At 61.1% G+C, this 12352-nt stretch carries 9 protein-coding genes and 1 pseudogene; 7 read left to right on the forward strand and 3 right to left on the reverse strand.

Annotated elements, in window-relative coordinates:
- Positions 1 to 914 (reverse strand): amino acid--tRNA ligase-related protein (locus RSB01_RS11255; protein ID WP_332625490.1); only part of this gene is annotated, 914 nt, incomplete at its 3' end.
- Positions 915 to 1307: 393 nt separating this feature from the next.
- Between RSB01_RS11255 and RSB01_RS11260 the strand changes: the two genes are divergently transcribed.
- From RSB01_RS11260 to RSB01_RS11275, 4 genes are read left to right on the forward strand one after another with little or no spacing between them, the layout of a single operon-like run.
- The gene (locus RSB01_RS11260; RefSeq protein ID WP_332625491.1) at positions 1308 to 1961 is read left to right on the forward strand and encodes a DnaA/Hda family protein; all 654 of its coding nucleotides are present in this window, start codon (positions 1308 to 1310) and stop codon (positions 1959 to 1961) included.
- A gap of 54 nt (positions 1962 to 2015) precedes the next feature.
- Complete coding sequence (locus RSB01_RS11265) at positions 2016 to 4244, forward strand: RNA degradosome polyphosphate kinase (RefSeq protein WP_332591299.1); 2229 nt, start codon at positions 2016 to 2018, stop codon at positions 4242 to 4244.
- Entirely contained in the window at positions 4244 to 5728 is a 1485-nt protein-coding gene (locus RSB01_RS11270; RefSeq protein ID WP_332591300.1) for a Ppx/GppA phosphatase family protein, read from the forward strand. The genes RSB01_RS11265 and RSB01_RS11270 overlap by 1 nt, the downstream gene beginning before the upstream one ends.
- Positions 5729 to 5750: 22 nt before the next feature.
- Complete coding sequence (locus RSB01_RS11275; protein ID WP_332591301.1) at positions 5751 to 6242, forward strand: hypothetical protein; 492 nt, start codon at positions 5751 to 5753, stop codon at positions 6240 to 6242.
- Positions 6243 to 6313: 71 nt separating this feature from the next.
- On the opposite strand, the gene rnd is transcribed toward RSB01_RS11275, so the two are convergent.
- Positions 6314 to 7468: a ribonuclease D gene (rnd, locus tag RSB01_RS11280; RefSeq protein WP_332619600.1), complete on the reverse strand. Its 1155-nt coding sequence runs from the start codon at positions 7466 to 7468 to the stop codon at positions 6314 to 6316.
- An 80-nt stretch (positions 7469 to 7548) separates the two neighbouring features.
- On the opposite strand from rnd, the gene purM reads away from it, so the two are divergent.
- Entirely contained in the window at positions 7549 to 8586 is a 1038-nt protein-coding gene (purM, locus tag RSB01_RS11285) for a phosphoribosylformylglycinamidine cyclo-ligase (protein ID WP_332591451.1), read from the forward strand.
- A gap of 59 nt (positions 8587 to 8645) precedes the next feature.
- Here the strand turns inward: purM and RSB01_RS11290 are convergent, their stop codons facing one another.
- On the reverse strand, positions 8646 to 10220 hold the full coding sequence (locus RSB01_RS11290) for a peptidase S10 (RefSeq protein WP_332591450.1): 1575 nt from the start codon (positions 10218 to 10220) through the stop codon (positions 8646 to 8648).
- 182 nt (positions 10221 to 10402) lie between these two features.
- On the opposite strand from RSB01_RS11290, the gene purN reads away from it, so the two are divergent.
- Both purN and RSB01_RS11300 read left to right on the forward strand, forming a co-directional pair.
- Entirely contained in the window at positions 10403 to 10996 is a 594-nt protein-coding gene (gene purN / locus RSB01_RS11295; RefSeq protein WP_332619598.1) for a phosphoribosylglycinamide formyltransferase, read from the forward strand.
- Between the two features lie 103 nt (positions 10997 to 11099).
- Positions 11100 to 12352: pseudogene (locus RSB01_RS11300) on the forward strand (M13 family metallopeptidase N-terminal domain-containing protein); the annotation flags it as partial.

Here is a 12352-nt window from a genome sequence, read left to right on the forward strand (position 1 = left end):
GAACCGTACCACTTCATCGACTGGGCATAGGTCAGACGCTCGAAGCCTTTGTGCTCCATGGTCTGGCCGAAATCGTTGGTGAAGGTGTGGGTGCCGTCGATTTCCGACACCGGCTTGCCTTCGCCGAACTCGTTGAAGATGCCGTGCATCAGAGGCTCGATGGCCTGGAAGACGTCTTCCTGGGTAACGAAGCTCATTTCCACGTCGAGCTGGTAGAATTCCAGCGAACGGTCAGCGCGCAGGTCTTCGTCGCGGAAGCACGGCGCGATCTGGAAGTAGCGGTCGAAGCCCGACACCATCAGCAGTTGCTTGAACTGCTGCGGAGCCTGCGGCAGCGCATAGAACTTGCCCGGGTGCATACGCGACGGCACGAGGAAATCGCGCGCACCTTCCGGCGACGAGGCCGTCAGGATCGGGGTCTGGTACTCAAGGAAGCCTTGGCCGACCATGCGGGTGCGGATCGACTGGATCACGCGCGAACGCAGCACAATATTCTTGTGCAGGGTCTCGCGGCGCAGGTCGAGGAAACGGTTCTTGAGACGGATTTCTTCCGGATATTCCGGCTCGCCAAACACCGGCAGCGGCAGTTCGGCCGCTTCCGACAGCACTTCAACCGACTGGACGCGAACTTCGATTTCGCCGGTCGGCAGGTTCGAGTTGGTCGTCTCGGCCGAGCGGGCGATGACTTCGCCGTCGATGCAGATGACGCTTTCGGCGCGCAGGCGCTCGACAGCGTCAAAACCCGGCGTTTCGGGGTGCAGGACCAACTGGGTCAGGCCGTAGTGGTCACGCAGGTCGATAAACAGCAGACCGCCGTGATCGCGCTTGCGGTGGACCCAGCCCGACAGGCGGACGGTAGAACCAGCATCGGAGGCGCGGAGCGCGCCGCAGGTATGGGAGCGGTAGGCGTGCATTATGAATCGATCAAACAGTAAGGCCGCGCGCGCGGCGGAAATTGAAGGCCGTAGGGCGCATTATTGCCCCCGAAAGTCAAGTTTTGAACGCCCTATTCGCGTGCTTATAGCCTCACAGGTGCCCCAGCCGCCTGTGGTTCGGCATCAATCCGCATAGCCTTGAGCGATTCCCGCCCTGTGCCGCGCGAACACCGTTCCATTGCTTCATCCCCGATCTGCCAGAACGGCGCCAATATTTCCCACAGGCTACCCCGTAAATGCCCCACAGCTAGTGGTTTGATCCACAAGACCCACAAGATCGTCCACCAGACTCACATGGGGTGCCCCGAGACGGATCGTGAATTGCAGTGTTATGAAATTGGCATGTCCGCAAACCGCGCTCATTCGGCCCAGATGCAACTTCGCCTCCCGCTCAAGCAGGAGACGTCGCGCCGTGCCTCGACCCTCACCGTGTCCGGCTCCAATGCCGTCGCGGCGACGGCGCTCGAAGACTGGCCCAGCGAGCCCGGCTCCATCATGGCGCTGTATGGTCCGCAAGGCTGTGGCAAGAGCCATATGGCCGCCGCATGGGTCGAACGTGTCGGGGCCATCGCCCTACATGGCGAAGAAGCCTCGTGGTGCGATCTGGGACAACTGGAGGGCCGTCCGATCCTGCTCGAAGAAGCGGACGGTAGCGATGACGAAGCCCTGTTCCACCTGATCAATCTGACGCAGGCTACTGGCGGTGCACTCTTGATGGTGTCGCGCGATCCACCGGCCTCGTGGATGACCCACCTGCCCGATCTGCGCTCGCGCCTGAACGCCATCCGCACCATCGCCGTCGAGGTGCCCGATGATGCCGTGCTGGCCGCCATGCTGAAAAATGCCTTTGCCGCCCGCAACATCGTACCGGGCGAAGGGGTGATCGACTATCTGGTGCGCCGCATCGACCGCTCGGCCCAGTCCGCCGAGATGATTGTCGACCGGCTGGACATCTATCATCGCCCTGTGACGCGTGTTTTGGCCCGTCAGGTGCTCGAAGGCGATTTTACCGCAGGACTTTCCTAGGCTTTTCAAGCAAACGCGCTTGCAGACGTCACACTGGCGAGCGACTAATCGAGCATGACCGATTTCACCCCCACGACAACCAATGCTGGCGAGGTCGTTCCGTCCTCGCGCGCGCCGCAACTGGAACTGAACGAAGCCCTGCTGGCCTCGCCTGAACGGTTCATCAACCGCGAGCTGTCGTGGCTGGCCTTTAATGGCCGCGTTCTCGAAGAGGCCGCCAACGAGGCGCATCCGCTTCTGGAGCGTGTGCGCTTCCTGTCGATCTCGGCCAATAACCTCGACGAGTTCTTTATGACACGCGTGGCGGGCCTGAAGGGTCAGGTGCGCGAGCATGTGCGCGTTGTGTCGCCCGACGGCCTGACGCCTGCCGAACAGTTGGAAAAGGTCAATGCGGCTGCGGGCAGCCTGATGGCCGAACAGCAGCGCCAGTGGCGGGTTTTACACCGCGAGATGACCAAGGCGGGGATCGATATTGTCGATGCCGGCCACATCACCAAGACCGAACGCGACCGTCTGGAGCCGGAGTTCCTGAACCGCCTGTTCGCGGTTCTGACGCCGATGGCCATTGATCCGGCCCACCCCTTCCCCTTCCTGCCCAATCTCGGCTTCTCGCTGGCGCTGAAGCTGCGCCGCAACAGCGACAACCGCATCCTGTATGCGCTGGTGCCTGTGCCGACGCAGGTGCGCCGTTTCTGGGCCTTGCCGACCGATGGCCGATCCACACCGGGCAAGACCCGCTATGTACCGCTGGAAGGCCTGCTGCTCAGCTTCATCGACCACCTCTTCCCAGGCTGCGAAGTGCTGGAAAAAGGCCTGTTCCGTCTGATCCGCGATTCCGATATCGAAATCGAGGAAGAAGCCGAAGATCTGGTCATGGAGTTCGAGGAGGCCTTGAAACAGCGCCGCCTCGGCTCGGTCGTCCGCATCAAGATTCAGGCCGACATGCCCGATGACCTGCGCGAGTTCATCATCGGCGAACTGCATGCCCAGCCTCAGGACGTGGTCATCGTCGATGGCATGCTGGGTCTGGCACAGCTGTCCGAACTGATTCCGGCAGGCCATCCCGATCTGAAGTTCAAAGGCTACGAGCCGCGCTATCCCGAGCGGGTGCGCGACAATGGCGGCGATGTCTTTGCGGCGATCCGCGAAAAGGACATGCTGATCCACCACCCGTTCGAAAGCTTCGATGTGGTGGTCCAGTTCCTGCGTCAGGCGGCGCGTGACCCGAACGTCATCGCCATCAAGCAGACCCTGTATCGCACGTCGAAAGACAGCCCCATCGTCGCCGCCCTGATCGAGGCCGCCGAGGCAGGCAAGAACGTCACCGCCCTGATCGAGCTAAAAGCGCGTTTCGACGAGGAAGCCAACCTGCGCTGGGCGCGCCAGATGGAACGGGCGGGCGTCCACGTCGTGTTCGGCTTCGTCGAGTACAAGACCCACGCCAAGCTGAGCGTCGTTGTGCGCCGCGAGGGCGATTCCCTGCGCACCTATTGCCACTTTGGCACCGGCAATTATCACCCGACAACGGCCAAGATTTACACCGACCTCAGCCTGTTCACCTGTGATCCGGAACTGGGCATGGATGCCACGCGGGTGTTCAACTACATCACCGGCTATGCTGCGCCCGATGAACTTGAACGGCTGGTTGTCTCGCCGCTGAACATGAAGTCCACTCTGCTGGAACTGATCGGCAAGGAAATGTCGGCGGCAGCCATGGGCAAGCCTGCGGCCATCTGGGCCAAGATGAACTCCATCGTGGATCCCGAAATCATCGACGCCCTTTACCGCGCCAGCCAGTGGGGCGTGCGGATCGAGCTTGTGGTGCGCGGCATCTGCTGCCTGCGTCCGGGGGTCAAAGGGCTGTCGGAAAATATCCGCGTGAAGTCGATTGTCGGCCGCTTCCTTGAACACAGCCGCATCGTCGCCTTTGCCAATGGCCATGACCTGCCCAGCAACAAGGCCAAGCTGTTCATTTCCTCGGCTGACTGGATGCCCCGCAATCTGGACCGCCGTGTCGAACTGATGACCCCGATCCTGAACCCGACGGTGCACGATCAGGTTCTGGACCAGATCATGGTCGCCAACCTGAAAGACGACGTCCAATCATGGACCCTGCAAAAGGACGGCACCTATAGCCGCGTCAAGGCGTCCACCACCGAGCGTCCCTTCTCGGCGCACAAGTATTTCATGACCAATCCCAGCTTGTCGGGCCGTGGACGCAAGGTGAAGACCCTGCCCGCCACCCTGTCCTATGGTGGTTCACGCTCGAACAAGGCCGGCTGATGCCCGAAATCGATTACCCGTCGCAACAGATTGCCGTCATAGATATCGGCTCCAACTCGGTGCGCCTTGTGCTGTACCGTCTGGAAGGCCGCGCCGTCTGGACCATGTTCAACGAAAAGGTTCTAGCAGGCCTTGGCCGCGATATCTCGGTCACCGGCAAACTGTATGAACCGGGCGTCGAAATGGCCATGACGGCCCTGAAACGCTTTGCTGCCGTCATCGAGGGCGTTCAACCCGACAAGGTGCTTACAGCCGCCACCGCCGCCGTGCGCGAAGCCACCGATGGTCCAGCCTTCTGCCAGCGCGTTCAGTCCGAAACCGGCCTGAGCATCCGTGTCCTCAGCGGCGAAGAAGAAGCCAAATACGCCGCCTTTGGCGTAATGTCGGGCGCGCCCCAGTCCTCGGGCGTGGTCGGCGATCTGGGCGGGGCCAGTCTGGAACTGAACAGGCTGGGCACTTCGGGTCAGGGCATCACCCTGCCTCTGGGGCCCTTTGTGCTGTCGGGTGGCAAGGATTTTGACGCCAAACGCATCCAGTCCCGCATCACCAAGGTTCTGGAAGGTGTGCCGGACGATTACCGCTCGCCCGTTTTCAACGCGGTTGGCGGCGCATGGCGGACACTGGCGCAAATCCAGATGGAGCGCAGCAACCACCCCTTACGGATCGTCCACCAATATACCATCAGCGCCGACGAAGCCCGCGATCTGGCCGACTGGGTCATTACCCAGAACCGCCACGCACTGGATAAACATGCCGGTGTTTCCAAGCGTCGCGCCGAAACCCTGCCCTATGCGGCCCTGAACCTGATCGGCCTGATTGACCGGTTGGGCATCCAGACCATCCAGTTCTCGGCATGGGGCGTGCGCGAAGGCATTTTGCACGGCGAGATGGAGCAAAAAATCCGCGCTGTTGACCCGTTACTGGCCGGTTGTTCGGCATGGGGTGGTCGTCAGGGTGTAGACCCTGCCCTGCCGCGTGCGCTGGACGGCTGGTTGCAACCTGTGGCCTCGGCCCTGCCCGAAGTCTTCGGCGAGGAACGCGATGCGCTGCTGACGGCTGCGGTCTGCCGTCTGGCCGATATCGGCGCGCGCCTGCACCCCGACCACCGCCCTGAACTGGTTTTCGACCAGACCTTGTGGGCGCCGATTGCCGGTCAAACCCATGCAGAGCGGGCCTTTATGGCCGCCACCCTGTATGCCCGCTATGGCGGCACCGCCAAGACCCCGCGCCCAGAAACGGTGGACCGCCTTTTGTCGCCTGACGGCCAAAAACGCGCCCGCGCACTGGGTCTGGCCATGCGGTTGGCCTGTGACCTGTCGGGTCGCTCTCCCCAGCTTCTGTCCAATGCCGCTGTATCCATCAGCAAGAGCCAACTGCGTGTCACCGCCGTCAAAGGCTATGCTGCCATGCTGCTGGGCAGCCAGACCAAACGCCGCGCCAAGGCCCTGTCCGACGCGATGGAACTGGAACTGGCCGATTTCTAAGAACCACACCTGAGGGGGGATTATGTGGACTTTACGGATTGCAAGCCTTGTGACCCTGATTGCCGCTATCGGAACATGGATCGCAAAAGACATTGTCATCGACCGCTATATCGGTATGCCGCTTAGCAATTTTGGCCTGTTTATGATCGCTCATCCGGTCAGCCAGCTCGGCATGCTGATGCTGTTAGCATTGGGCAGCCTGTTGTGTGTTGCGGCTCTGATTGCATTGTTTGTTCACGGGGCGGCAAAGGACCGTAGCCCGTCTTCGCCTGTCGATCTGGTGATCTGGCTGGGTGTATTCGCCCTGATCGGCCTTAGCCTGCTGGTCAATGGTTATCAGGAAATGGCCATTCAAATGGCGATCAAAGAAGTCGGGCCCGTCAGTTTTGCCGTCACAGCTCCGCAACGGGTCGAGCAACTCTTTGTCTTCAGCCTCGCCCTGTGGCCCTCTGCCTTTGCATTGCTGATGCTGCTTGTCGCCCGCATGCGCCGCACCAAGGCCATAGGCGCGTAAATCTGCCCCAGAAACCAAAAGGGACCGCAGCCAGTGGCTACGGTCCCTTTTCATTGGCAGGACTTAGAAAATCAGTCCTCGATCTCGACGATCTCGACACGCGAGCCATTGAGTACCAATGCAATCTCGCCGCGCTTCAGTTTCAGTGCATCCTCGCCGAACATCTTGCGACGCCAGCCCTTCATGGCCTCGATATCGGCATCGTCGTTCAGAGCGATCTTTTCGAGGTCCGACACGGTGGCGATCAGCTTGGAGGCTACGCCTTCATTGTCGCTCTTGGCCTTCAGCAGCACCTTCAGCAGTTCCACCACCGACGGCGGAGCCGGCTGGTTGGCGCTGGGGCGTTCCAGCTTGGGCGCATGCGCTTCGGGATCGGCCAGAACGCGCTTCAGCTCGGCGGCCAGTTCCAGACCCAGACGCGACGCGCCAAAGCCCTTGGGCACCGAGCGCAGACGGTTGAAGGCATCCGGATCGGTCGGGCACTGGACGGCGATTTCGTCCACGCCTTCGTCTTTCAGGATGCGGCCGCGCGGCTGGTCGCGTTCTTGGGCGGCACGTTCGCGCCATACAGCGGTGGCCACAAAGGCCGCCAGATATTTGGCGTTGAACTTCTTGGGCTTCAGACGCTTCCACGCATTTTCCGGCGTGGTGTCATAAAGGACCGGATCGGTCAGAGCTTCCATCTCGCCCATAACCCAGTCCAGACGACCTTCCTTGTTCAGGCGGTCGCGCAGTTTGGGGTACAGGGCCGCAAGATGGGTTACGTCGCCCAGAGCATAGGTCAGTTGTGCTTCCGACAGCGGGCGGCGTGCCCAGTCGGTAAAGCGGCTGCCCTTGTCGAGCTCCTGACGCAGCATCTGGCGAACCAGAGCCTCATAGGAAACCTGATCGCCAAAGCCTGCGGCCATGGCGGCAACCTGCGTATCGAACAGCGGGCGCGGCATCGCACCCAGCCGGTTGAAGATTTCGACATCCTGACGGGCAGCATGGAAAACCTTCAGAATCGATTCGTCGCGAAGGATCGCAAGGAAGGGTTCGAGGTCCAGATCATCGGCCAGAGGGTCGATGATGGCGGCGTCCGTTGGCGAAGCCGCAGCCTGAATCAGGCAGAGCTTGGGCCAATAGGTCGTTTCGCGCATGAATTCCGTATCCACGGTCACGAAAGGTGCCTTGGACAGACGATCACAGAAAGCGATCAGCGCGTCATTGGTGGTGATTGGCGTCATTACAGTCTATAGCCCCGCACGACGCCGTCGTGGCAAGAGCGCTGCGACAGATTTTTGTCCCTGTTTTTGAGCCGTGACCGATGAGCGACACCTCCGAAGCCCCCAAAACCGGCCTGACCTACGCGTCCGCAGGCGTAGATATCGATGCTGGCGAGCGTCTGGTTGACGCGATCAAGCCTCTGGCAAAGTCCACGCGCCGTCCGGGTGCCGAGGCTTCGCTGGGTGGTTTTGGCGCCCTGTTCGACCTGAAAGCCGCCGGTTTCAACGATCCGCTGATCGTTTCGACCACCGACGGCGTTGGCACCAAGCTGAAGATCGCCATCGAAACCGGCATGCATGACGGTGTCGGCATCGATCTGGTGGCCATGTGCGTCAACGACCTGTTGGCTCAGGGCGCAGAGCCGCTGATGTTCCTCGACTACTATGCCACCGGCAAGCTGGACGTGGACGCCGCCAAGCGCGTCGTCGCCGGTATCGCCGAGGGTTGCCGCCAATCGGGCAGCGCGCTGGTCGGTGGTGAAACCGCCGAAATGCCGGGCATGTATTCGGGTGGCGACTATGACCTCGCCGGTTTCTCGATCGGTGCCGTAGAGCGCGGTCAGGTGCTGCCGTTCCTCGACCAACAAAAAGTTGGCGACGTTATCATTGGCGTCGGCTCGTCGGGTCCGCACTCGAACGGCTATTCGCTGGTGCGCAAGGTTGTCGAGAAGTCGGGTCTGGGCTGGGATGGCGCTGCGCCGTTCGCCGAGGGCAAGACGCTGGCCGAAGCTCTGATGGAGCCGACCCGCATCTATGTGAAGTCGGTCCTGCCGCTGATGAAGTCCGGTCTGGTCAATGCCGGTGCCCACATCACCGGTGGTGGTCTGATCGAAAACCCGCCGCGCTGCATCGCCGAGGGCTTCAAGGCCGAGTTCGACTGGAATTCGTGGGAAATGCCCGCCGTGTTCCAGTGGCTGGCTGAAGTCGGCGAGATCGACGCCCACGAAATGCGCCGTACCTTCAACTGTGGTGTGGGCTTCATCCTGATCGCCAAGCCAGAAAATGCCGAGGCCATTCTGGCGGCCCTGCTCAACGCGGGCGAAGAAGCCTTTATCTGCGGTCAACTGGTCGCTGCCTAAGCAACCAACGCCCTAGAAGATCAAAGCCCCGCAGATCACTCTGCGGGGCTTTTTCTTATTTAGCGAACGCCGCCATTGGACGTCTCGTCATAGTATTTGGCCAGATCGCGATACAGCTGCTCCAGCGGCTCGCGGCTGGTGTACATCATGTGGCCACCTTCATAGTAGGTGAACTCCACGTTCTTGCGCAGGTGCGGCTCCAGCATCATCTGGTTCAGATCATACTCGGTACCGAAGAACGGCGTGGCCGCATCATAGTAGCCGTTCAGAGCCAGAACCTTCAGGTGCGGGTTGCGGCGTATAACTGTCGCTAGGTCGATGGCCGTGTTCGGGGTGGTTTGAGGACCACCGACCGGCGGACGGTGCGACCAGTTCCAGTCAAAGCCTGGCAAGCCACGCGCCGACTGGCGATATTCCAGATCGGTACGATAGTTCAGCGTATTGGCGATATAATCCTGGAACATGCCGTAATAGGCACCCGTCACGGCGCTGGAAGCCGGATCTTCTTCCGGTGCACCCGTTACCTGGCTGGCGTCGATGCCCAGATAACGGCTGTCCAGACGACCCACAGTTTGGCGGCGGTCACGCAGCAGTTCCTTGCGGAACGGGCTCAACTCGACGCGCAGGTTTGCGGCATTGATGAAGTTGGCATCGATACCGATCAGCGCACTCATCTGCTGGGCGATAGAAGCCCTCTCCTGATCGGAGATCGTGTGACCCTTGTTTAGAGCGGTCTGGTACGGACCCGCCGCAAACTCGCGGGCGCGCTGAACGTGGTCTTCCAGCGAGACGCCATCACGGTTGATGGCATTATGGTACCACGCCGTCGCCGCATAGGTCGGCAGCAGGCTGACGAAGTTCTGCGGGAAGCCCGGCTGGCGCACGCCATAGTTCATGATGGACGACAGCAGGATGACGCCATTCAGCGACATACCGCGATCTTCCAACTGATAGGCCAGAGCACCGGCGCGTAGCGTGCCATAGCTTTCGCCCAGCACGAATTTCGGGCTGTTCCAGCGGTTGTTCTTGGTCGTGTAGCGCAGGATGAAACGGGCAAACATGTCCGCATCGCCATCCACACCCCAATAGGCAGAGGTCGGTGCATCGCCCAGCGGGCGCGAATAGCCGGCACCGACCATGTCGATGAAGACCAGATCGGTCTTGTCCAGAAGGGTCATATCATTCGAGGTCAGGCGCAGCGGGCCCGGACGCTCGACCACCGGATCATCGGTTGCCACGCGGGTCGGACCAAACGCACCCATGTGCAGCCACATGGTCGGCGAGCCCGGCCCGCCATTGAACATATAGGTGATCGGGCGCGTGCCCAGCGGCTGGCCATCCAGCGTGTAGGCCACATAGAAGACGCTGGACGTCGGCTGGCCTGCATCCGTGCGGACCGTCAGTGTCCCCGCTGTCGCCTTGTAGCGCAGGGTCTTGCCGTGCGCCTGCATGGTGTGGCTGGTCACAACCTCGCGCTCTTCGGCGGTCGGGCGGACCCAGTTCTTTTCGATGTCCTCGGCCACCGCATTGCGCGCACGCTCGGCGGTGCTGCCGCGATTGCCGTCCTGTGCCTGCGCCGCCAATGGCGCAGCCAGAAGCGTGGCCGCACAGGCCGCGATAATCAGTTTACGCATGAATACTCCCCCCTAAACCAGAGCGGCACAGCCTAATCACGCGGTTAAAACAACAGCAACACCGTCGTTATCGAATAGCAAAGATACGCAAGAACCACGGTCAGACTGCCGCTTTGCGCTTGCCTTTGCGGGCCCCACGCTTCAATGGCCATGCAAACACGACCTACCCCATCGAGTTGCTGATGACCGTCCCTTCAAAGACCCGCGTCGCCGTCCTGATCTCCGGTTCCGGCACCAATATGGTCTCGCTGGTCAAGGCCGCGCAGGCTGAGGACTGCCCCTATGAAGTGGTTCTGGTGCTTTCCAATATCGAGGACGCGGCCGGACTTCAAAAAGCACGCGATCTGGGCATAGAGGCTATAGCCCTGCCGCACCGTGCCTTTGGCAAGGACCGTGAGGCCCACGAGCAAGCCGTTCATGCCGAGTTGCAGAAACGAGGCGTACAGGTTGTTGCTCTGGCCGGATATATGCGCATCCTGACCCCGTGGCTGGTTCGCGCATGGGAAGGCCGGATGCTGAACATCCATCCGTCCCTGCTGCCGCTCTATCCGGGTCTGGATACCCATGCCCGCGCCATTGCTGCGGGCGACGCCGAGGCGGGATGCACCATCCACATCGTCACCGAAGGTATGGATGAAGGCCCCGTCATCGGTCAGGCCCGCGTCCCCGTTATGGCGGGAGATACCCCCGACGCTCTGGCCGAGCGCGTGAAAGCGGTCGAGCACAGCCTGTATCCGCAGATCCTTTCAAATTTCGTCAGCCAACGCGGCAATTAATCGAAATTAATGTGGCACGCGTCCCAATCAGGCGCACAATCGAAACATGCGGGGGCTGGTGGACCTTGAGTCTGGGCGTCCCCTTCCTTGAGGATTCGATTGAATGAAAAAGCATCTGATGTGCGCCGTCGCCCTGTCGGCTTGTATTGCGGCACCCTGTGTCGCATCGGCGCAATCGGCTCATTTCCAGCCGTGGGGTTTTGATCTCGAAGGGCGCGATCTGAGCGTTCGCCCCGGCGACGATTTCAACGCCTATGCCAATGGCACCTATCTGGCCAATGTCGAGATTCCGGCCGACAAGACCCGCTTTGGTCCGTTTGATGCGCTGTATGAAAACGCGCAGGGCCAATTGCGTGCGATCATCGAGGAAGCCGCCGCCAACCCCACCACCGACAATGCCCGCAAGGTCGGCGCGCTTTATGCCAGTTTCATGAATGAAGCGGCTGTCGACGCCAAGGGCGCTGCCCCGATGGCGGCCGATCTGGCTGCCGTCAAAGCCGCCACCAGCCACAGCGACATTGCCCGCCTGATGGGGGCCAGCAATGAAGGTTTCGGCTCCTCCATTTTCAGCCTCGGCGTCATGGAGGACATGAAGGACTCCTCGACCAACAGCCTGTATCTGGGCATCGGCTCGCTGGGCCTGCCCGACCGTGACTATTATCTGTCCGACAGCTTTGCCCCGCAGCGCGCCGCCTATCAGGCCTATATCGGCCGTATGCTGACCATGGCGGGTTGGGACAATGCCGAAAAGGCCGCCAGCGACATCATGGCCTTTGAAACGGCTCTGGCGAACCAGCACTGGCCGATCGCCGACCGTCGCCAGTTCGACAAGCTGTACAACCCGATTGCCGCATCCGAGCTGTCCACCTACGCACCCGGCTTTGACTGGGCCGCCTACCTGAACGCCTCCAAGGTTGGAGATGTGGCGCAGGTGGTGATGATGGAAAACACCGCCCTGCCCGGTATGGCAGAAGTGTTTGCCGCCACCGACCTGAACACGCTCAAGGCATGGCAGGCCTTCAACATCATCGACGGTGCATCGCCCTATCTGTCGAAAGACTTCGTCGATGCCCGCTTCGAGTTCCGTAACAAGACCCTGCGTGGCCAGCCTGAAAACCGCCCGCGCTGGAACCGTGCTGTGGCTCTGGTTGATGGCAGCCTGTCCGAAGTTCTGGGTCAGGAGTATGTCGCCCGCCACTTCCCAGCATCCTCCAAGGCCCAGATGGAAGAACTGGTCGGCAATCTGATTGCCACCATGCGCGACCGCCTGCAAAATCTGGAATGGATGGCACCGGCGACCCGTACCGAGGCACTGGCCAAGCTGGACAGCTTCCGTCCCAAGATCGGCTATCCGGA

It is taken from the genome of Brevundimonas sp. (assembly GCF_036659295.1).
In the GTDB taxonomy this organism is placed as follows: domain Bacteria; phylum Pseudomonadota; class Alphaproteobacteria; order Caulobacterales; family Caulobacteraceae; genus Brevundimonas.

What these genes read in the sequence shown, in the direction of transcription:
- RSB01_RS11260 (WP_332625491.1), top strand. Translation starts at nt 1,308, where the DNA reads ATGCAACTTCGCCTCCCGCTCAAGCAGGAGACGTCGCGCCGTGCCTCG.
- RSB01_RS11265 (WP_332591299.1), top strand. Translation starts at nt 2,016, where the DNA reads ATGACCGATTTCACCCCCACGACAACCAATGCTGGCGAGGTCGTTCCG.
- RSB01_RS11270 (WP_332591300.1), top strand. Translation starts at nt 4,244, where the DNA reads ATGCCCGAAATCGATTACCCGTCGCAACAGATTGCCGTCATAGATATC.
- RSB01_RS11275 (WP_332591301.1), top strand. Translation starts at nt 5,751, where the DNA reads ATGTGGACTTTACGGATTGCAAGCCTTGTGACCCTGATTGCCGCTATC.
- rnd (WP_332619600.1), bottom strand. Translation starts at nt 7,468, where the DNA reads ATGACGCCAATCACCACCAATGACGCGCTGATCGCTTTCTGTGATCGT.
- purM (WP_332591451.1), top strand. Translation starts at nt 7,549, where the DNA reads ATGAGCGACACCTCCGAAGCCCCCAAAACCGGCCTGACCTACGCGTCC.
- RSB01_RS11290 (WP_332591450.1), bottom strand. Translation starts at nt 10,220, where the DNA reads ATGCGTAAACTGATTATCGCGGCCTGTGCGGCCACGCTTCTGGCTGCG.
- purN (WP_332619598.1), top strand. Translation starts at nt 10,403, where the DNA reads ATGACCGTCCCTTCAAAGACCCGCGTCGCCGTCCTGATCTCCGGTTCC.